Consider the following 20,875-nt stretch of genomic DNA (forward strand, 5'->3'; position numbering starts at 1 on the left):
AAAGGCAAGAAGCGCAAAAGCTACACAAAAAGAGAAAAATAAATTAACAGGCGCTGACCTTTCCGGGTTATTGGTTAGGGTTGTGATCATGATAAGGGCAAGAATAACCTCTGATTATTCTCTGCTCTTATTTTTGCGAATAATTTCCCTGTAAACTTCTGGTAAGCATGGCACTGATCATGGCCCGTAACGCCGCCGGCTTGACCAGTTTTCGCATATAACCAAAGCCGGCTTCCCTTGCCTGTGTTGCCACGGTTTCGTCTGTGGTTGCCGTGATCAGTATGCCGGGCAGCGGATAATTTACCCGGTTGGTTAATTCTGTCATTAGCTCGATGCCGTTTTCACCATTTCCCAGCTGGTAGTCCACCAGCATGATATCTATGTCACATTCATGTTGTTTAAAAACCTGCTGTGCCTGGTGATAAGAGCTGGCGGAGTATATATTACATTGCCAGGCTTTGAGCAGTGCCATCATGCCGTTAAGCACGTCGGGATCGTTATCGACACAAAGCACGTTAACACCGGTTAAACCGATCGCCGGAGCAGGCTTAGGTGTTACGACAGCCTGCTGGCTTTGTACCAGGGGCACCCGAATAAAAAATTTACAACCCTTGCCGGGTGTAGACTCAAGTCCCAGTTCATGGCCGAGCAGTTGACTTAAGCTGCGGGCAATATTCAGGCCCAGCCCTAAGCCTTTGGCTCCGGCAGCCGAGCTTTGCTCTAGCTGGGTAAACTGCTCGAAAATTTCCTGGTGCTTGTCTTTCGCTATTCCCGGGCCATTGTCCAGCACCTGAATTTCCACCTGATCGCCACGGCGGCGACAGCCGATCAGTACTTTACCCGGGCCGGCATAACGAAAAGCATTGCCTAAAAAATTTTGCAAAATGCGCCGCAGCAGTTTGGCATCGCTTTTCACCCAATAACGGCTGTCGATACCGTGAAAATCTATTTGGTAGTCTTTTGACAGTAAAGTGAACTCTGCGAACAGGTTTTGCATAAGCGCTTTCAGGGGGAAATGTTCGATATCTGGGCGGATATTTCCCCCTTCGATACGGGCAATCTCCGTTAGATCCGACAAGAGATCATTGGCAACTTTTAACGCGTGGTCGATATTTTTTACCTGTCTTTGCTGGCTGTTGTCGAGCTTGTCATCATGGGCTAAAGCCGAGGTGAATAAGCGGGCGGCTTCAAGCGGCTGCATCAGATCATGGGAGCAGGCTTTCAGGTACAGACTCTTTTTTTGATTTGCCGACTCGGCAATCCGGTGGGCCTGCTCCAGGGCGCTATTGGCTTCCGCCAGGTTTTTGGTGCGCTCCGAGACCAGGCTTTCCAGGTCCAGGTTTTTTTCGGTAAGGATTTTTTCTGCCTGGCGGTAGGGAGTAATATCGGAAAATATCATCACAAAGCCGCCGCCGGGTAAGGGGTTGCCCTGGATGCGTATCACTTTGCCGTTGGCGGTTTCCCGCTCTGAGCTGTGGGGACTGCCGGCTTTGAGGAACTGAATACGCCTGCTAACCAGTTGTTCCCTGTCGCCGGGGCCGCACAGTCCCCGGTCGACATTGTAGCGGATCAGCTTTTCCACCGGTGCCCCGATATAGGTTAAGTCTTCGGGATAATTAAACAGGTCGAGATAACGTTTATTCCAGGCCACCAGGTTAAGTTCATTATCGATAATGGAAATGCCTTCGCTGGCATTTTCTATCGCACTTTGCAGCAGGTTGTGGCTGAAGGCTTTGCGCTCGCTGGATGCCTGCTCCATTAAAAAGGCGATATCATCAAGGGCAATATCCCTGCCTTCCAATGCTGAGGAGATCACCAGGCGTGCCGAGCTTGAGCCCATCACTCCGGCGAGCATATTTTCCGTTTGATGAATCAGGGCGTCGTTAAAGGCCGCCGTCGACATTTGTTTGCGATCATGCCGGCTAAGGAAATGGTTAAAGCTGGTTTGGGCTTTGTCTTTACCGACAAAGTGCGCGGTCAGGGCCTGTAATTCTGTGGTATCTATTACCCGGGTATGCTGATGCTTAATTTCACCCGGTACCTGGTGCGGGAGAAAGTGCCTGGCCTGCATCCGCTCTTGCACGCTTTGTCTGCTTAACTGGGAAAACCATAAAATCGCCAGGATATTGGCTCCCAGGCTGATCAGGGTGGCCGCCGTGTTTGCCGGTAAATAGCTAGTTGTGACCGGTTGCGGGTAAAGGCCAAATTCAGGCAGGAGGTTTAACGTCAGCCAGAGGATAAAACCTATGCTGATACCGCTATAAACCCCGACCAAGCTGGCTTTTCGCCAATAAAAAGCCACCACCAGCGCCGGTGCCAGTTGTGCCACGGCGCCAAAGGCGATTTGCCCCAAAGAAGATAAGGTATCCGGCGGGGCAATTAAAAACACCCCGTAGCTTAAGCCGATCACCAGGCCAACGAGCAGCTTGCGCACGGTTAACAGTTTGACCCTGAAATCATGGAAGTTTTTATGCTCTTCGGGGGCGCGGCGAAAGAGTTTGGGAAAGACAATTTCATTACTGAGCATGGTACTTAAGGCGATAGAGGAGATGATCACCATAGAGCTGGCTGCCGAGACTGCGCCGATAAACACCAGTAAGGTGAGCCAGGTTTGTTCCTTCACCGCAGGTAACAGCAGTACATAGGCATCGGGGGAGACCTTATCCCCCAGCACCAGCTCTCCCGCCAGGCCGAGCGGGATGGCGAAAACGGCAAAAACCAGCAGGTACAGGGGAAATAAAGTTCTGCTCAGGCCTGTGTGTTTATCGCTTTTCAGCTCTACCGCCATTACCTGAAACTGGCGCGGTAGACATAAAAATGCCGACATGACGATAATCAACAAGCCAAACATGGAAATCAGATTGGGGGCTTGCAGTTGTTGCTCCAGTTTCATATTTGCCTGGGACAGTTGCCACAACTGGGTGGGGGAGTCATAGATAAAGAAGACGGCAAAAATACCGACCGCGAAAAAGGCTAACAGTTTAACCAGGGATTCAAAGGCGATGGCCAGCATCACTCCGGGATGGCGTTCGGTAACGTCTATGGTGCGCACGCCAAAAATAATGGTAAAACCGGTGAGCAATAAGCTCAGCACCAGGCCGATTTGCCAGTCGGGCATATCGGCATTATGGGATAAGGATTGCAGTGAATAGACTATGGCTTTGAGCTGCAGGGCCAGGTAAGGCAAAGTGCCGATCAGGGCAACAATAGTCACCAATACCGCCAGCTTATGGGATTTGCCAAAACGGGCGGCGAGTAAATCGGCAATCGAAGTCAGATTGAGCTTTAAGCTTACCCGGATCAGCCGCTGAATAAAGGACCAGGCAAAGGTGAACAACAAAATAGGACCGAGATAAATCGGCAGGTAAGAAAGCATACTCGATGCCGCCTGGCCCGAGGTGCCTAAAAAACTCCATGAAGTGCAGTATACCCCCAGGGTCAGGGCATAAATCAGTGCATGGCCGCCGGGGATTTTTTTGTGGCGGTGGCGGTTTCCCACTGAGGCAATATAAAAAAGTAAGCCGGTGTAACTCAGGCTTAATAATACTAATTGCCAGTTCTCAAACATCGAGCTTTTCCTGCGTTAGGTTGCTTATTATCAGATTTCTTATATCAAGGGATAGCGCATAAACCACCTTATCGTGAAATGGTGGTGCTGACAAATTCGCTGATATAGCTGCCGCCTTTGATCTTGGCCACCAGGCGTAATTTTCGGGAATCGCCGGCACGGGGGATAGACTCGCGCAGGTCGGTTTTTGCCTGCCAGTAATAGGGACTATCTGCCATGGCCAGCTGGTAAATTTGTTGGGAGTTATCATCGTTAACCAGCATCAAGACCACGGTATCTAAGGGGAAAGTGGCATTAATTTGGGTGGTGCCCTGGCGGTCGGATACGGAAATTAAAAATTCGCCGGATTCAAGCACGCATTTATCCGCCAGTACGTCGCAGTTGTTTTGCTGGTTGAGGTAAAAAACCTTATCTTGAGCCGCCTGATGTTCGAGATAATAATCAGAGGCGATATAACCTGCGATTAATAGCAGCGGTGCGATCAAGATTGCAAGTTTAGTGTGTTTGTTCATGGTTTTCTTACATCCGTGTGTACTGAGACTCCCGCAGGAGTCTCAGTACAGGGTCAGGGGGAAATTAATGGTTGTGGGCCGCGCCGGCGCCCGCCGGAATACGGAAATTCTCAACCAATTGCTGGATTTCTGCCGGTGCCGGCCCTTTGGCTTTAAGCACGATAAAGGCCACGGCAAAGTTCACTAACGCGCCGACTGCGCCGAAGGCATTTGGTGAAATCCCTAAGAACCAGTTGGGCTCCAGCGGACCTAAGAAGGAAGTGCCCTGGATAAACATAATGCCCTTATGCTGGAATACATACAGCATGGTAATGCCGATCCCGCTGCACATGCCCCACACGGCGGCGGTGCCGCTCATTTTCTTGGAGAAGATGCCCATCATTAATGCCGGGAAGATACTCGATGCCGCCAAGCCAAAGGCCAGGGCCACGGTACCTGCGGCGAATCCGGGCGGATTTAGCCCGAGATAACCGGCAACCAGGATGGATAATGTCATCACTACGCGTCCCGCCAGCAACTCGTTTTTCTCCGACAGGTTGGGCGTCAATACCCCCTTCATTAAATCATGGGAAATGGACGAGGAGATCGCCAGGAGCAAACCTGCTGCCGTGGACAATGCCGCTGCCAGGCCGCCTGCCGCCACCAGGGCGATGACCCAGTTGGGGAGGTTGGCGATGGCGGGGTTGGCCAATACCATGATGTCGCGGTCAACTTTGACCATTTCATTTTTCTCCGGGTCGGCTACGTATTGCACCTTGCCGTCGTTGTTCTTATCTTCAAACTTCAACAGGCCGGTTTTTTCCCAGTCTTTAAACCATTGGGGGCGTTCGGCATAAACCATGTTCTGGCCCGCCGCAGGCTCTATGGTGTTCATCAGGTTTAACCGGGCCATGGCGCCAACGGCCGGAGCCACAGTATAAAGCAGGGCAATAAAGACCAGGGCATAACCGGCAGAGGAGCGGGCCGCTTTGACGCTGGGCACGGTAAAGAAGCGCATGATCACATGGGGCAAACCCGCGGTACCTATCATCAGCGACATAGTATAGGCAAACATGTTCAGACTGTTGCCCATCGACGAGGTGGTATATTCCTTAAAGCCGAGATCGGTCACCACCATATCCAGTTTATCCAAAAGGTATACGCCGCTGCCATCGGCCAATGTGCTGCCCAGTCCCAATTGGGGGATGGGGTTGCCGGTGAGCTGGAAAGAAATAAAGATTGCCGGAATGGTATAGGCAAAAATGAGCACGCAGTATTGGGCAATCTGGGTGTAGGTAATGCCCTTCATGCCGCCAAGCACGGCATAGACCCAGACCACCGCCATACCTATGCCCAGCCCTAAACCGTAATCAACTTCCAGAAAGCGGGAGAAGGCGACACCGACCCCTTTCATCTGGCCGATGATATAGGTCAGGGAAGCAATAATTAAACAGACCACGGCGACGATACGGGCGGTTTTCGAATAATAGCGGTCGGAGATAAATTCCGGCACGGTAAACTTGCCGTGTTTGCGCATATAAGGGGCGAGTAGCATGGCCAGCAGCACATAACCGCCGGTCCAGCCCATCAAAAACACAGAGCCGCCGTAACCCAAAAAGGCGATCATACCTGCCATGGAGATAAAGGAAGCGGCACTCATCCAGTCGGCACCTATGGCCATACCGTTTTGTACCGGGCTGACACCGCCGCCGGCAACATAGAAGTCACTGGTGGAGCCTGCTCGCGCCCACCAGGCAATGGCAAAATAAAGGCCAAAGGAGCCGAAAACGGCAATATAAGTATAGAGTTTTAATTCATCCATGATTATTCCTCAACGCCGTGTTCTTTATCCAGCTTATTCATTTTTGATGAATACCAGAAAATCAGGGCGACAAAGGTATAGATGGAGCCTTGCTGGGCAAACCAGAAGCCGAGTTTGTAGCCGCCTAAGCTAAAGTTATTTAACGGTTCAACCAGCAGCAGGCCAAAACCAAAAGAAACGATAAACCAGATGAGCAGGCATATCATGATTAAGCGCAGATTTTTCTGCCAGTATGATTGGTTACTTCCCACAAGACTCTCCTTTTGACACAGAGCTATTTATTATTACCATGCCAAAGGCATGATTTTGTTTTAATTAAAGTTGTGGTACTTGCCTATTAAAAAAGCTTTTTATAAAAAAGCGACTGCCGGACTTTATTTTGTAATAAACAATAATTGCCACATTTGCGTTCAGTTATATCAGTGATACCGATTAACTTGAACCTAAAGTTAGCAATCTTTCTCGTTCGGGGATATTAAACTTTAGTCTAGGTTGGCCAATTCTCTGTTGACCCTGCTTGGTGATAGCGGGTTAAATAGCATATGAAATCATAGAGCTAGATGCTCATAGGCCGAATCAAAAGGGGTGAAATGCATGAATGCTGAACTGACCGAAATCCGTGATTTTATCAAGGCATCCCCTCCTTTTGATAAATTACCCGATGATGCCGCCGACAGACTCACGGAAAATATTCATATCGGATATTTGAGAAAAGACAGTAGTTTACCGCCTAAAAATATCACCGAGCCCCGCTTGTACCTAGTGCGCAAAGGCGCCTTGTCTTATTTGGATGAACAGCATGAATTATTAGGGAAATTCGGCGAAGGCGATATTTGCACGGTATTCTGCCTGCCGGATGACAAGATTAAAATTGCCGTGAGAACCGATGAAGATACTCTGTTATACAGCATCAACTGGCAACTGGTCTTTGATTTGCTCCAGCCGTTTCCCGAGGTGCTGGCGTATTTTAATACCTCTGCTGCCGAACGGCTGCAGCGCCAGGTCAGTAAAATTCATGAGCAAGCCGTGGTCAATGGTACGTTAATGAATACCAGTATCAGTGATTTTTACCGTGCCCCCGCCGTCACCATAACCGCCGGTGCCTCGATTAGGGATGCTGCCATCAAGATGAATGAAGTGAATCTTTCGTCCTTGCTGGTGACCGAAAAAGGGGAGATGGCGGGCATAGTGACCGACAAAGATATCCGCCAGCGTTGTGTGGCCCAGGCCCTGTCTGTTGAACAGCCGGTGAGTGATATCATGACCCGGCAATTGATCTCGATAGAAGCCGACAATAATGCCTTTGATGCCCTGGTGTTGATGACCACCCGACAAATCCATCACCTGCCGGTCACCCGGGAAGGAAAATTGGCGGGTATGATCACGGTAACGGATTTGATCCGGCAGGAAGGGCAAAATGCCGTGCATATTACCGGTGCTATCCATAAAGCCGAGAGCATCAAAGCGCTGGTGGAAATCAGCAAACTGGTACCTAAGTTACAGCAACATATGGTTAAAACCGGCACTACCGCCGCCCATGTCGGTAAAAGCATCAGCGCCATTACCGCCGCCTTTACCGTGCGCCTGATTGAGATGGCGGAGAAAATCTCCGGTCCGGCCCCGGTGCCTTATGTCTGGGTGGCCGCAGGCTCTCAGGCCCGGCGCGAGCAGTGCTGCCACTCAGATCAGGACAATGCCCTGATCATCTCGGATCAAGCCAAGCCGGAGCATGATTACTGGTTCCACGACCTGGCCACCTTTGTCTGTGACGGTCTGGCCGCCTGCGGTTATGCCTATTGTCCGGGCAATGTCATGGCGAGCAACCCCAAATGGCGGCAAAGCCAGAAAGTATGGGGGCAGTATTTTGAAGCTTGGGTCAACAAACCTGACCCCAAGGCGCTGATGCATTGCAGTATCTTTTTTGACTTAGCGCCTATTCATGGTGAAATGTCGTTATTGACGGATTTACGCCAAACCATGCTGGCACAAACCCAAGGTAATACTCTTTTTCTTGCCCATTTAACGAAAAATGCCCTGAACTTGCGCCCGCCGTTGGGTTTTTTCCGGGATTTTGTGTTGGAGAAAAATGGCGACAATAAAAATACCCTGGACTTGAAGCATAAGGGCATAGCGCCGATTGTCGATCTTGCCCGGATTTATGCGCTGGCCGAAGGGGTTAGCGCCGTGAATACCGTTGAGCGACTGCGCCAGGTAGCTGGCAGTGCTTCGTTAACCCTGGCATCGGCCAAGAACCTGATTGATGCCGTCGAATTTATGGGCATGCTGCGCATCGAGCACCAGGTTAAGCAGCTTCAGCAAGGTAAGCTGGCCGATAACTTTTTACCGCCGAAACAAATCTCCAGGCTTGAGCGGGAGCACCTTAAAGACGCCTTTAAGGTGGTGAAATCCCTGCAGGATGTCCGGCAAAGTGTTTACGGTTAGTGTTGCTGATGTCGATGAAGCTGCTCGATAAATTACACCTTGCCCTGTTCGGTTACCAGGCCCACAGGAAACGTTTGCTGGCCCGTGCACCGGACGGGCCGTTAAAAGCATTTTTATCCGTGCCCTTTCCCGATAAAAATACCCCTATCTCTGAAGTGCCTGTGCTGGCGCTGGACTTTGAAACCACAGGCCTGGACAGTAAAAAAGATCAGCTGCTCAGCGCCGGGTCCGTCGAAATAAACCGGGGGGAAATTTGCCTCAAATCCCGGTATCACCAGATAGTGAAAACCCGGGGGCTGCTTGATGAAGATAACGTGGTGATCCACCAGATCACCGACAGCGCCAAAGAGCAGGGGGCCGAGTTGGCCCTGGTGGTGGAAGCAATACTTAGCGCACTTGCCGGTAAAGTGATGCTGGTGCATTTTGCCCGCATAGAAATTACCTTCTTGCGTCAGGCTTGTCTTGAGCTTTATGGCATGGCGCCGATTTTCCCTGTGATTGACACCTTAATGGTCGCCAAACGCCGCCTGGACAAAAGGGGCTTACCCTTTGATGCTTCCGGCTTGCGCCTTGGTAACTTAAGGCAAAGTCATCAATTGCCCGCGCATTTTGCCCACAATGCCTTAAACGATGCCCTTGCCACCGCCGAACTCCTGTTGGCAGAAGTTGCCTGTGCCAATCACGGTGAACAATTGCCGCTTAAACATTATTTGTTATAAGCCTCTCTATTCTCGTTGTTCACCCTGCTTTTCATCCAGCCTGTTATCAGGGTATTAGACCAAGGTCTAATTTATTCTTTTGCGCTAACCCTCTAGATTCTATAGCAAGCACAATTAACCTTGCCTTGGATTCAAGGATAGATAACCCCTTTGGAGCAGATCTGATGAATGACGCGAACAGCAGTGAACTTTTTAACCCTTCTATTGATGTGATGGAACAAGCCAATGTCCCGGAGTACCAGGCTTTATATGACTACTCCATTAATAATCGCGAAGCGTTCTGGGCCGAGCAGGCCGAGACTTTAGGCTGGTACAAAAAATGGGATAAGGTTCTGGATGAAAGCAAGGCACCTTTTTATCAATGGTTTAGCGGCGGAAAAACTAATATTGTCCATAACGCCATCGACCGGCATCTAACCAATGCCAACCGCAATAAAATGGCGATTATCTGGGAAGGGGAAAACGGCCAGGTTCGCAACTATTCCTACAACGGTTTAAACCGCGAGGTGTGTCAGTTTGCCAATGTGCTGAAAAGCATGGGGGTGGAAAAGGGGGATGTGGTCACTATCTATATGCCGCAAATTCCCGAGCTGATTTTTGCCATGCTTGCCTGCGCCAAAATCGGTGCCATTCACAGCGTGGTATATGGCGGCTTCAGTACCGATGCCCTGGCTTCACGCATTGAAGATGCTCAGTCGCGGGTATTGATCACCGCAGACGGCGGCTGGCGCCGCGGTAAACAGATCGATTTGAAAACCATTGCCGACAATGCCATGAAGCGCTCGCCCACCATAGAAGTGTGTATTTGTGTTAAAAACAATGCACTTGAGGTGGAAATGGAAGCCACCCGGGACTTCTGGTATCACGACCTGGTGGCTTTACCTATTGCCTCGCCCAAATGTGATACCGAACAGCTCGATGCCGAAGACCCGCTGTTTATCCTTTATACCTCAGGCACTACAGGCTCCCCCAAGGGCATGTTGCATACCCATGGCGGTTATTCTGTGTATACCTCCACCACCCATCGTATGGCGTTTGATATTAAACCGGAAGATCGCTGGTGGTGCGCCGCCGATCCCGGCTGGATCACCGGCCATAGTTATATTGTTTACGGGCCGCTTATCAACGGCGCGACCATCATGCTCTATGAAGGTGCTCCCAATTACCCCTATCCGAACCGCTGGTGGCAGATCATCGAAAAATACGGCATCAATATTCTCTATACCTCGCCTACGGCGATCCGCGGCCTGATGCGTTTTGGCGATCGCTGGCCGAAAAAACATGACCTTTCCAGCCTGCGTTTACTGGGTAGTGTCGGCGAGCCGATCAACCCGGAAGCCTGGAAGTGGTATCACCAGGTGATAGGTAACGGCAATTGCCCGATCATTGATACCTGGTGGCAGACGGAAACCGGCGGCCTGATGATTTGTCCGCTGCCGATCACACCGTTAAAGCCCGGCTCTGCCACTAAACCTTTCTTCGGTAACGAAATTACCATAGTGGATGACGAAGGCCGGGAAGTGGCCGCCAATGAAGAAGGCAAACTTATTATCAACAACCCCTGGCCGGGTATGGCACGCACCATTTTTAAAGATGATGAGCGTTATAAATCCCTGTACTGGAATGAAGTTGACGGTAAATGGCGTTATCTGGCCGGGGACAGTGCGAAAAAAGACGATGACGGTTATATCTGGGTGATTGGCCGCATGGATGAAGTGCTGAAGGTCAGCGGTTACCGGTTGGGCACCGCCGAAATTGAAAGCGCCCTGGTCAGCCATCCGCAGGTCACCGAGGCGGCAGCGATAGGTTTACCCCATGAATTAAAAGGCAATGCCATTCACACTTACGCCATTTTAGCGCAAGGGGTTGCCGGCAGTGACGAACTTTCCCTTGAACTGAGGGAGCATGTGGCCAAAGAAATGGGCCGTATCGCCATGCCGGAGGATGTGACTTTTGTGGAGAGCTTACCGAAAACCCGCTCCGGAAAAATTATGCGCCGGGTTTTAAAAGCCCGGGCATTAGGCCAGGATGAAGGCGATTTAAGTACGCTGGAAGAATAAGCCGACCTTAAAGTGTTCGGGTTTAAGTCCGGATTTAATGCAGGGATGGCCCGGACGCTTTAAGTTTCTAAATAACCATTACAAATAATAAAACCATAAAAGGTGCGCCGTCTGGCAGGCACTCTCAGTAGGTGCTGGGAGCCTGTTTGTGCATAAAAAAGAGGGTAGAAGCATGTTTACGAATAAAAACTTTACGAATGCAGGTAAATTAACCGTAGCTAAAAGCGCGCTGGCAGCAGCCTTGTTGCTGGCGTTACCGGCAACGGCTGCGGTTAAGTTAAAAGATGCGGTTAACGACACTGAGTTTGCTTTCGGCGGTTATATGAAAGTGGATGCCTTCTGGAGCGATTTTAGCGACGGCTCACTGGCCTCCAATAGTATCGGCCGTCAGTTTTATGTACCCTCAACCGTGCCGGTATGTGAAAGCCAGGATTGTGAAGACGGTGCTACCACTTTTGATGGCCACACCAGGGCGACGCGCTTTAATTTCAGCACCCTGACCAATATCGACGGCCACAAAGTTAAAACATTTCTTGAAATGGATTTTTTAGCCACGCCCGGCGGCAATGAATTGGTATCCAACAGCTATTCGCCAAGGCTGCGCCATGCTTTTATCAGTTATGACAACTGGCTGGTGGGACAAACCTGGACCACCTTCCAAAACACCGGTGCCTTACCCGAGTCCCTGGACTTCTTAGGGCCGGCAGAAAGCACTATTTTTGAGCGCCAGGCCATGGTGCGCTACAGCTATGGCAACTGGCAGTTCTCGCTGGAAAACCCGGAAAGCCTGGTGATGAACAATGGCGGTAACGGCCGTATTGATTGTGACGATAGCTCGCTGCCGGATATGGTCGCCCGCTATAACCATAATGCCGACTGGGGACAGCTCAGCGTTGCCGGACTGTTACGGCAATTAAAAATTGATGATGCCAACTACGACAGCACCACCTCGGCTTACGGGGTCAGCGTTGCGGGAAAAATAAAACTGGGCGCCGATGACATCCGCTTTATGGGCTCTTATGGCTCGGGCATGGGGCGTTATATCGGCCTGGCCATTACCAGTGATGCGGTGCTGGATGACAAGGGCGACCTTGAAGCCATTGACAGCTACGGCGGCTTTGTTGCCTATCGCCACCTGTGGAATGAAAAGTTACGCTCAACCTTAAGTTATTCGACTTTTTCCGCCGATAATAAAACCGAATATACCGGGCGCAGTGCCACCAAATCCGCAGACAGTATTCACCTGAATTTGATTTATTCGCCGATTAAACCCTTAAGTATCGGCGTGGAATATATCCGGGCCAATCGTGAGCTGGAAAACGGTTATGACGGCGACTTGGACAGGTTGCAGTTCTCGGCCAAGTACGTGCTGTAAGTAAGTTAAAACCAATAAGCCGGGCTGACATGGATGTTGGTCTGGTTTGTTGTGTTCATTTAGGAGCGAGTTAATTTTGCTTTAACTTCAGTAATTTTCACAAGTGTTGACTGGCACTGTAAGAGAAAGATAACAGCAGGTCTGCTTGTTAACGGGGTGAAAGCTTTTAGCATATGCTCTTTTTTGATAGCATGCCGACAGAAGTATGTTGTATGTCATGTAATATGACTTGTGCTGGTCAATATGAAAAAAAACGGCTTTACCCTGATAGAGCTGGTTACGGTTATTGTTATCTTGGGAGTGCTTTCAGTAGTAGCCCTGCCCAGGTTTTTTGACTTGAGCGATGATGCCAATAAGGCGGTGACAGCATCGGTAATGGCAAGCTTTCACGGGGCTGCCGGGCAGCTTCATTTGAAGTGGCAGATTTTGGGGGAGCCGTCGAGTATTGAAGTTGGCGGCAATACTGTCCCTATGAGTGATGAAGGTTATCCTGACAGCAGCACCGCAGACAATAATGGCTGTCTCGAGATATGGGAAAATATTATGGATACTTCCATTAATATTGTTGTTTACCCTGGGACTGTGGCGACCGCAGAATGGTCAGCATTACGTTTTGGTCCTGCCTGTGTTTACATTAATCATGATGGCGATGTTTTCAATAATGTCGAAACACCGTTTTTTTCTTATTTTCCAACAACCGGTACAGGGGTTGGCTTTAATCTGGAGTAAGTCAATTGCCGGCACGTTTACATGTATCACCGGTATGTGACTTTCTGAAATCACCGGGTGTCATGCCGGTTTCTTTTTTAAAGGCTTTATAAAAAGAGGAGCGGGCATTAAAACCGACCTCAAGTGCTATGGTTAATACGTTGGCTTTATTATCGATAACCATCGGCTTGGCACTTTTAATACGCCATTGGTTGATAAAGTCGAAAAAGGTGCTGTTCAGGGTTTCGTTTAAGGTCTGCGAAATATAGTTAGGGGAGATGGCCAGGTGCTGAGCCAGCTTGTTTAACGATAATGTGGAGTCGAGGTAGAGCTGTTCCTGCGCCATTACTGTGTTGATTTTGTCAGCGATACGTAAAGCCTGCTCTGTACTTAAGGCCGAGCGCTGATATTTCTTGTTGTTGCCGGTTTCTTCTTTCTCTGTTCCTGTGCTGCCCGTCTCAGTGCTTTGCGCCTCGCTATGGCCTGTTTCATTAGCTTCCTTAGTATCACCGGCATTGTGATCAGCTCCCTTATCATCAAGGGGGTTAATCTCAAGAGCTTGACCGTCATCATAGCGGCCCTCGAAGCCAGGTTTTTGCTTTAAACCTAGGTAGGCCAGGCTCCATACCAGCACCAGAGACAGTATTGCTTCAAGTCGGCTGGTTAATGTACTTTCCAGTGCTAAGTCTGACATCATCGCCAGCAAGGAGAATATCCAGGTGCTCACGACCAGGAGCAATAAGGCGTATAACCAACCAAGCTCCCGGTTGTCGTTGTTGGCAAACAAGTTTTTTAACTGTTTTCGGTAACGGGACAAACAGATCACAATGCGAGTGACATAATAGATAGACTGCATAACCCACACGAGTAGCGACAGGAACACGCTAATGACCGTGAGCAGGGGCAAGCCAGAGTCAGCTTCTGCGCCTTCGATAAAAATTGCATGTCTCAGTTCTGGAGTGAGTGTGAGTACTAACCCTGTGATGACCAGGCCGAATCCGGCGGGAATAACGTGGAGCAGATGTTTTCTTTGCATTTTCCAGGGAGTATTACAGGTGAGCGCCTGCACATAAAGGTAAAAGCTTGGTCCAAGCAGGAACCAGGCGGGAAATACCGCCGCTATATAAAGGCTGTACCAGGCGGGTAATAGCAGATAAATTGCCGGGCCGGTTGCCAGTACCGCGGTAGCAAGAAAGTAGACGGTGAGTGGAAGTCTGGTTTGCCTTTGTTTTGCATCCGCCAGCAGCAGGGGAATACACAGGACTATTTGTCCAAGTGTTGCCATGGTAATAGCAAATAGCAGCAGATCTTCCAAGTTCACTTTTCCTGTGTGTTGTTTTTGTCTAAAAGGACATCGTTTGTATTGCTGTGAGAACAATTACAAGCGAAAAAAGTGTCCGCGCTAGTAGTCTCGGACGATGCTAAGGGCAGTATCCGTCAGTATTAGCGCTAAAGACGGCCATATTATTCTTTGGCTGGCAATCATAGTCACTCCGGTATTATACCGGTAAAAAAATGAAAGAAAATATAAGGAACAAGTATGAGTAATCTTCAAAAACTTGGTGGACTTGCTGCAATTTCTGAAGCCCTGATCTATATTCTGGCCTTTATCGTTTACGGGGCGGTCTTGCAATATCCGGCTGGCGATGATGTTATGCTGAAATTTCAATTTTTAGCCGATAACCAATTGCTGTTGTCGGTGATGAACCTGGTTGTTTATGTCTTGTTTGGTGTGTTGCTGGCGGTAATGGTACTGGCATTACATGAAAGGTTAAAAGTACAGGCTGAGGCCTTATCCCGGTTTGCCTGTGTGTTTGGTTTTCTCTGGGTCGGCCTGGTCATTGCCAGTGGCATGATCGATAACATAGGCATGGCGGCTGTGCTTAAGCTCGCTGAGACAGAGCCTGAGCAGGCCCGCATTATGTGGTTAACCTTGATGACGCTTGTTGATGGTATTGGCGGCGGCAACGAACTTGTCGGTGGTTTATGGGTGCTATTGTTGAGCCTGGCCGGCTGGAAAGGCCATGCCTTGTCAAAACCCTTGTTTTACCTCGGGGTCTTTGTGGGCTGTGCCGGTATCTCAACCTGTTATCCGGCAGATGTACTTACGGAAATTTTTGGTTTGAGTCAGATCGTCTGGTTTATCTGGATAGGCATCTTTATGTTCAGTAACCGGTTGCCGGAACAAGATAGCGTGTCTCATTCGGATCTTTGTGCAGCAGCTAAATAACCGGATCTTGATTTATCCTGTTCCTTTCCGGCTAAAGCGTTCATTTAGCCGAAAAGAGTTTGTGTCGGGTCTTTGTTTTAAAAGTTTTTAACTGCAATCAGCTGGGGTGGTATTTGTTATTTTACCGGTCAGTTTCGCTCGGTTTTTAGTCCCATTACCAGGCTGACACACATCAAGAGTAATACCAGGGTAAAGGGCAGGCCGGTTGAGATGGCGCCGGCCTGCAAGGCTTCTATGGCCTGGGGACCGCCAATCCATAATAAGGTGGCGGCAATAAGTCCTTCGGTGACTGCCCAAAAAACACGTTGCGGCACCGGAGCCTCTATTTTTCCGCCGGCGGTAATGCTGTCGATAACCAGGGAGCCGGAGTCTGACGAGGTGATGAAAAATACCAAAACCAGTACGATAGCGATAACCGAGATCACCTGGCTCATGGGTAATTGCTCAAACATCTGGAACATGGCCAGCGGCACCTCAGTGATACCTTCTTTGGCTAAAGTACCGACGCCTTTCATGACCTGGTCGATGGCCAGGCCACCGTAAACGGAAATCCAGACGATAGTGACTAGGGTTGGGATCAGTAATACCGCAATAATAAACTCCCTGATGCTGCGTCCTTCGGAGACCCGTGCGATAAACATGCCGACAAAGGGAGACCAGGAAATCCACCAGGCCCAATAGAATACACTCCAGCCCCGGAGCCAGGCTTGATCTTCGCGGCCGTGGGGGTTGCTCAACGGAATAATATTTTCCAGGTAGGCAACGAATGTTGTTGGGATGCTACCCAGGGTGACTTTAAAAGCGTTGAATATTACGAACAGCAATAGCGCCAGGGCGAGCAACATATTGACCTTGCTGAGCATTTTTACTCCGCCTTCGAGGCCGCGGATCACCGAGAATACCGCTAAGGCGGTCACCACGACAATCACGGTGATTTGCAAAGTCATGCTGTTGTCGATGGCAAATACATGCTCCATGCCGCTGGCCGCCTGTTGTGCCCCCAACCCCAAAGAGGTCGCCAGGCCGAACAAGGTGGCAAGCACCGCCAATATATCCACCAGATGACCGGGCCAACCCCAGGTTTTGTCGCCAAACAGGGGATAAAATATCGAGCGGATAGAAAGGGGCAGGCCTTTGTTATAACAGAAAAAGGCCAGTGACAATGCTACCAGGGTGTAGATGGCCCAGGGGTGCAAGCCCCAGTGATACATGGTCGCCCCCAGCGCCAACCGGGCGGCTTCCGGGGTATTGGCTGCAACATTCAGCGGGGTTTTATACCAGGCGGTCAGGTAGGCAACCGGCTCTGCCACGCTCCAGAACATCAGGCCTATGCCCATGCCGGCGGCAAATAACATGGCAAACCAGGAAAGGCGTGAGTGTTTGGGCCTGGCATCGTTTCCCCCCAGGCGGATACGGCCAAAAGGAGAAATAGCCAGGACCAGGCAGAATAAGACAAATATATTACCGGCCCAGATAAAAAGCAGGTCAAAGCTGGAGATGATTTGCCACTTGAGCCCGTCCAATACCGATTTGGCGTTTTCAGCATCGCTGATCAAGGTTGCCAGTAAAAAAAACAGTACAGAGCCGGCGCTGGCGACAAAGACCGGATTGTGAATATCAAAGCCCCATTTCTGGATATTATCCTGCCCTATGGCGTAGCTGGTACTGTGAATGCTGTATTTGTCTTTACGATCACTCATCGGGGATATCGCTCTGTTGGCTGCCGTGTAAAGCTGTTATCCCCGGCTAAGCTGTGGGAGATAAAGCATTCGCTGCTCACTTAAGTTAAGGATGAATGATAAATTTATCCTTGTAAATTAAGTGAGTAGAGAAAAATTCATCGATTTATCCCGCTTATCTTATCCGGCGCTGTTTTTTACTTGTCCTGCAGCCTTACTGTAGAGGCTGTTTTTTGCCTGCACTCTTACCTTAATAAAGGCTTTGGCTATTTGCATCGAGACTTTGGCAAAATCCCAGAAAACCTCAGTATTGGCGTTGATATTGACCGCCACCGACATCTGGTATTCAGGGATCACCATCAGCCAGCTTTGCGCGCCCCTGGAAACGCCGCCGTGATTGGCAAAAGTGATCTCCCCCAATTCATTGTCGATTTTTCTGGTGAGTACCCGCCAGCCGAGGGAATAACCTTGCGGGGCTTCACTGCCATCGGGCAGGGTTTGGGGTGTCCAAAAGGTCTTTCTGGTTGCCGGGGAAATAAAATCGTCCCGTAAAACTGCCATGCCCATTTTTACCAGATCAGATGAGGTGGAAATAAAACCGCCGCCGGCGAGTCTGTGGCTAAGGTCGACTTTGCGCCATTGCCTGACTTTTTGGCTGCGCCCCTCGTCATTCCAGTAAAAGCTGGCCAGATTGCTTGAGCTTTCCCCTTTAAATTCTGCCATGGTTGCTTGCATCTTTAAGGGGGTAAAAACAGCCTGTTGCATAATGTCCAGGTAGGGAGTCTCCAGCGCATTTTCCATCACCGCACTTAATAAAACCGTGCCCAGGGAGGAGTAACTGAAGTCGCTGCCGGGTGAAAATAATAACTCGCTGCTGTCAAAAACCGACAAGGCATCTTCTACCTGTTCATATCGCGTTGATAAGGTAAGGGTTTTATAAAAGCCGAGATAGTCGGTATTTTCTTTATAATGGGGTAAACCCGCCATATGTGAAGCCAGTTGGCGTGGGGTGATCTGCTGCCATTGTCTGTTGGGCAAGTCCTGCATATAAGTTGAAATAGGCTGGTCCAGTGCGATTTGCCCGGCATCCACCATTCTGGCCAGTGCAGTGCCGGTCAGGGCCTTGGCAGTGCTGCCGATGCGAAACTGACTTTCGGTAGTCACAGGTTTTTTTTCCTCGATATCGGCCCAGCCGGCAACACCGGCCCAAATGAGTTCGTTATCTATTGCCACCGCCGCTGAAATGGCCGGGGCATTAATCGCGGTTTTATGTCGGGTTAATAACGGCAACATCTGCTCGGCGGCATTTTGGTAAGCCGGGTTATGCAGCACCTCCCGGCCGGGGCTTTCTTCGGGTATGGCAATAAAGCGGTAAAACGGCAGGAAGGCTATTTTACTTTTATGAGCCAGGGTCTGATAAACCGGCCAGGCTAAGATTAACATGACTGTGAAAATCCCGGTGATAGCCAGGGATACAAGTTTGATTTTAGATAACTTAAACATTTCATACATTCCTGATTTGAGAATATTGAAAGGTTAAGAAAATCAGTTGATTAAAGCTTATCGTTTTTAAAAAAAGCGGATCATTTTTGAAAATGATCACGATATGCTTTTGGTGACTTGCCGGTTTTTGCTTTAAAAGCCCGGTTAAAGGTGGCAACCGAGCCATAACCCAGCTCAAGTGCCAGGGTTAAAATCGGTTTACGGATATGCTTGATATCTTGTAGTTGTGAGCAGGCCTCAACCAGGCGGTAGCTGTTCAGGAAATCGGAAAAGTTTCTAAATCCTAAATGCTGGTTAATTAATTTGCGTAACTGGTGCTCAGGTGTTGTTAGCTCATTTGCCAGGACTGTGATGGTTAACTGCGACTGCGTATAAAAGCCGTCCGCCATGCGCTGGCAAAGTTGCCGGTAAGTGGCTTGATATTCGACCGGGATTTCAGCTTCTGCCGTATCTGCTACTTCTTGCTGGTTTTCAACCGTGGCTGATATCGGGGAAATATCTTTGAAACTGCCACAAAAATAATACCAGCTAAATACGGATGTTGATAATAATACCAGGCTTGTATTGGAGAGACTGAATATGGCGGCATCTCTTAATGAGGCGTCTCCAAGCTCCAATAACAGAATTAAAGAAAAATATACGCAGCTGGCAGTGGTTAATACCAGGCGGCTGTTACGCCTGGCTGCCACCAGGTCATCCCTGAGATCTTTGGTGGCGATAAAAATAACATGCAGCAGCAAAATTAACTGAACACCATGATTGATATCATGGAATAGACCTCTTCCCTGTAAATAGCCAAAAAAGTATGCAAACCACAAAATGGCTCCACCTGTCAGGACGTTAACTGCCGGTGGCCACTGCTTCGGATGAAAGCGCTCTTTAAACTGGCCAGCACTCATCAGGTCGCCATTTATCAAGTTCTTGTCCAGCAGGGAAAAGGCAAAATACCATAACAAATAAGGAGTAAGTTCGGTAAAAAATAACAATATGCCCCTGAGTATGCCGTAATGGTGATCCGCTACCGGGGCGGTCAGCAACAGGTAAGCGGATAAACAAACGGCCAGGCTGCTGCCGAGCAGGGCTTTTAGCTCCCGGCTGTTGGATAAAATATATAAACATAACAGCGATAATTGCCCTACGGCTAAAAAGCGCAGCAAGAGATCAAAGATATCGGGAAAAGATAAAGTCATTTGTTTATCTGGGCGGCCGCTATAAGCAAAAGAATGAAATCTTAACATCTGAGGGCAGTAAGCACATAAGAAATTGTTTTCTGACCGCTTATCCCCGAATAAAACCACTCGGCACCTTTTACACACAAAAGAAGCCTTATTGTTTAGTCTTTTTATGAACTTAATTAACCGAGTTTAATATAACTAAAGGATTATTATGAAGATGATTAAATTGCTTATAGCCGCTTTTTTACTGGTCAACCTTTTTGCCTGCAACAGTGATAATAACAGCAAATCACCGGAAGTTGCCGGTGCTGAGCAGCCCGAGAGCTCACCCCAGGGACCCTGTGTGAGTGTTGAGTGCCAGGACAGTAACCAGTATGTTGTTGAGCAAATATATACCGAGATTATCAATGGCAACAACACTCAGCTGGTTCACTCCCTGTATCAGGAGGAGTTCATCCAGCATAACGAGGCGATAACCGGCGGGGTTTCCGGGCAGGAAGCTTACTTTAATCAACTGAGTAGCGATAACCCGGATCATGTTGCCACCATTAAGCACCTGGTTGCCGATGGCGAGTATGTGGCGGTTCACTGGCATTATTCCGATACCCCGGAAAATGAATTCTCCGGCTCGGCCATGGTTGATCTTTATAAATTCTCCGACGGCCTGATCAGCGAGCAATGGAATATCGCCATGGTGCTGGGGGCAAGCACGGTCAGCGGTAACTCGGCCTTTAGCGACTTATATGTTTATCAGGATGCTGAGGTGTTAATGACGGAAGAGATGGAAGATGCCAACAAAGAAATGGTGACCGCATTTTATCTGGATTTATTCAATAACCAGAATATCGCGTTAATTGATGAGCTTGTTGATGAAGACTATCTGCAGCACAATGTTTGGGTGCCTAACGGCAGCGCTGCTTTACGTGACTTTGTCAGCAACCGCACCCCGGGCGGTTTAGAGATCTTCCTCAGCCTGGCGGCGGATGATCTGGTGTGGACTTTTTCGACCGGCGATAACCTTACCCTGGTTGATTTATGGCGGGTGGATTATAACTCAGGCAAAATTGTCGAGCACTGGGATCTGTTTTAAATAACCGCGACAT

The 20,875-nt window shown here is 49.3% G+C and carries 15 protein-coding genes; 7 read left to right on the forward strand and 8 right to left on the reverse strand.

The genetic code is table 11. From position 1 onward, the window contains the following. Positions 1-127: 127 nt before the first annotated feature. From QL234_RS21230 to QL234_RS21245, 4 genes are all read right to left on the reverse strand, one after another. Complete coding sequence (locus QL234_RS21230) at positions 128-3,568, reverse strand: PAS-domain containing protein (RefSeq protein ID WP_281559771.1); 3,441 nt, start codon at positions 3,566-3,568, stop codon at positions 128-130. 68 nt (positions 3,569-3,636) lie between these two features. Continuing rightward, the gene (locus tag QL234_RS21235; protein ID WP_281559772.1) at positions 3,637-4,080 is read right to left on the reverse strand and encodes a hypothetical protein; all 444 of its coding nucleotides are present in this window, start codon (positions 4,078-4,080) and stop codon (positions 3,637-3,639) included. A 64-nt stretch (positions 4,081-4,144) separates the two neighbouring features. Then, positions 4,145-5,881, reverse strand: a complete 1,737-nt coding sequence (locus tag QL234_RS21240; protein ID WP_281559773.1) for a sodium:solute symporter family protein — start codon at positions 5,879-5,881, stop codon at positions 4,145-4,147. 2 nt (positions 5,882-5,883) lie between these two features. Next, positions 5,884-6,132 (reverse strand): DUF4212 domain-containing protein, encoded by a 249-nt coding sequence (locus QL234_RS21245; protein ID WP_084692920.1) that lies wholly within the window; start codon positions 6,130-6,132, stop codon positions 5,884-5,886. A gap of 343 nt (positions 6,133-6,475) precedes the next feature. Here QL234_RS21245 and QL234_RS21250 point away from each other — a divergent pair, with 343 nt between their 5' ends. The 5 genes from QL234_RS21250 to QL234_RS21270 all read left to right on the forward strand — a co-directional run bounded on the left by QL234_RS21250 (position 6,476) and on the right by QL234_RS21270 (position 13,206). Beyond that, positions 6,476-8,323, forward strand: coding sequence for a putative nucleotidyltransferase substrate binding domain-containing protein (locus QL234_RS21250; RefSeq protein ID WP_281559774.1), 1,848 nt, complete (start codon positions 6,476-6,478; stop codon positions 8,321-8,323). Positions 8,324-8,331: 8 nt separating this feature from the next. Beyond that, positions 8,332-9,042, forward strand: coding sequence for an exonuclease domain-containing protein (locus QL234_RS21255; RefSeq protein WP_281559775.1), 711 nt, complete (start codon positions 8,332-8,334; stop codon positions 9,040-9,042). A 164-nt stretch (positions 9,043-9,206) separates the two neighbouring features. Beyond that, positions 9,207-11,102, forward strand: a complete 1,896-nt coding sequence (gene acs / locus QL234_RS21260; RefSeq protein WP_281559776.1) for an acetate--CoA ligase — start codon at positions 9,207-9,209, stop codon at positions 11,100-11,102. Between the two features lie 172 nt (positions 11,103-11,274). After that, positions 11,275-12,477, forward strand: coding sequence for a DcaP family trimeric outer membrane transporter (locus QL234_RS21265; protein ID WP_281559777.1), 1,203 nt, complete (start codon positions 11,275-11,277; stop codon positions 12,475-12,477). 243 nt (positions 12,478-12,720) lie between these two features. Continuing rightward, complete coding sequence (locus QL234_RS21270; RefSeq protein WP_281559778.1) at positions 12,721-13,206, forward strand: type II secretion system protein; 486 nt, start codon at positions 12,721-12,723, stop codon at positions 13,204-13,206. Position 13,207: 1 nt separating this feature from the next. Here the strand turns inward: QL234_RS21270 and QL234_RS21275 are convergent, their stop codons facing one another. Continuing rightward, positions 13,208-14,506 (reverse strand): helix-turn-helix transcriptional regulator, encoded by a 1,299-nt coding sequence (locus QL234_RS21275; RefSeq protein ID WP_281559779.1) that lies wholly within the window; start codon positions 14,504-14,506, stop codon positions 13,208-13,210. Between the two features lie 219 nt (positions 14,507-14,725). Here QL234_RS21275 and QL234_RS21280 point away from each other — a divergent pair, with 219 nt between their 5' ends. Beyond that, positions 14,726-15,415, forward strand: a complete 690-nt coding sequence (locus QL234_RS21280; protein ID WP_281559780.1) for a hypothetical protein — start codon at positions 14,726-14,728, stop codon at positions 15,413-15,415. Between the two features lie 128 nt (positions 15,416-15,543). Here QL234_RS21280 and QL234_RS21285 read toward each other — a convergent pair whose 3' ends face one another. The 3 genes from QL234_RS21285 to QL234_RS21295 form a co-directional block, all read right to left on the reverse strand. After that, positions 15,544-17,115 (reverse strand): BCCT family transporter, encoded by a 1,572-nt coding sequence (locus QL234_RS21285; protein WP_281559781.1) that lies wholly within the window; start codon positions 17,113-17,115, stop codon positions 15,544-15,546. A gap of 159 nt (positions 17,116-17,274) precedes the next feature. After that, positions 17,275-18,597 (reverse strand): serine hydrolase domain-containing protein, encoded by a 1,323-nt coding sequence (locus tag QL234_RS21290; RefSeq protein ID WP_281559782.1) that lies wholly within the window; start codon positions 18,595-18,597, stop codon positions 17,275-17,277. Positions 18,598-18,677: 80 nt separating this feature from the next. Further along, a complete protein-coding gene (locus QL234_RS21295; protein ID WP_281559783.1) occupies positions 18,678-19,787 on the reverse strand; it encodes a helix-turn-helix domain-containing protein in 1,110 nt (369 codons plus the stop codon). 202 nt (positions 19,788-19,989) lie between these two features. On the opposite strand from QL234_RS21295, the gene QL234_RS21300 reads away from it, so the two are divergent. Then, positions 19,990-20,862, forward strand: a complete 873-nt coding sequence (locus QL234_RS21300) for an ester cyclase (protein ID WP_281559784.1) — start codon at positions 19,990-19,992, stop codon at positions 20,860-20,862. Positions 20,863-20,875: the final 13 nt, after the last annotated feature.

Origin of the sequence: Thalassomonas sp. RHCl1 (assembly GCF_947387555.1) — a bacterium.
GTDB lineage: Bacteria > Pseudomonadota > Gammaproteobacteria > Enterobacterales > Alteromonadaceae > Thalassomonas.

Coding starts and splice junctions, on each gene's coding strand:
- QL234_RS21230 (WP_281559771.1), bottom strand. CDS start 3,568: ATGTTTGAGAACTGGCAATTAGTATTATTAAGCCTGAGTTACACCGGC.
- QL234_RS21235 (WP_281559772.1), bottom strand. CDS start 4,080: ATGAACAAACACACTAAACTTGCAATCTTGATCGCACCGCTGCTATTA.
- QL234_RS21240 (WP_281559773.1), bottom strand. CDS start 5,881: ATGGATGAATTAAAACTCTATACTTATATTGCCGTTTTCGGCTCCTTT.
- QL234_RS21250 (WP_281559774.1), top strand. CDS start 6,476: ATGAATGCTGAACTGACCGAAATCCGTGATTTTATCAAGGCATCCCCT.
- QL234_RS21255 (WP_281559775.1), top strand. CDS start 8,332: ATGTCGATGAAGCTGCTCGATAAATTACACCTTGCCCTGTTCGGTTAC.
- acs (WP_281559776.1), top strand. CDS start 9,207: ATGAATGACGCGAACAGCAGTGAACTTTTTAACCCTTCTATTGATGTG.
- QL234_RS21265 (WP_281559777.1), top strand. CDS start 11,275: ATGTTTACGAATAAAAACTTTACGAATGCAGGTAAATTAACCGTAGCT.
- QL234_RS21270 (WP_281559778.1), top strand. CDS start 12,721: ATGAAAAAAAACGGCTTTACCCTGATAGAGCTGGTTACGGTTATTGTT.
- QL234_RS21280 (WP_281559780.1), top strand. CDS start 14,726: ATGAGTAATCTTCAAAAACTTGGTGGACTTGCTGCAATTTCTGAAGCC.
- QL234_RS21285 (WP_281559781.1), bottom strand. CDS start 17,115: ATGAGTGATCGTAAAGACAAATACAGCATTCACAGTACCAGCTACGCC.
- QL234_RS21290 (WP_281559782.1), bottom strand. CDS start 18,597: ATGTTTAAGTTATCTAAAATCAAACTTGTATCCCTGGCTATCACCGGG.
- QL234_RS21295 (WP_281559783.1), bottom strand. CDS start 19,787: ATGACTTTATCTTTTCCCGATATCTTTGATCTCTTGCTGCGCTTTTTA.
- QL234_RS21300 (WP_281559784.1), top strand. CDS start 19,990: ATGATTAAATTGCTTATAGCCGCTTTTTTACTGGTCAACCTTTTTGCC.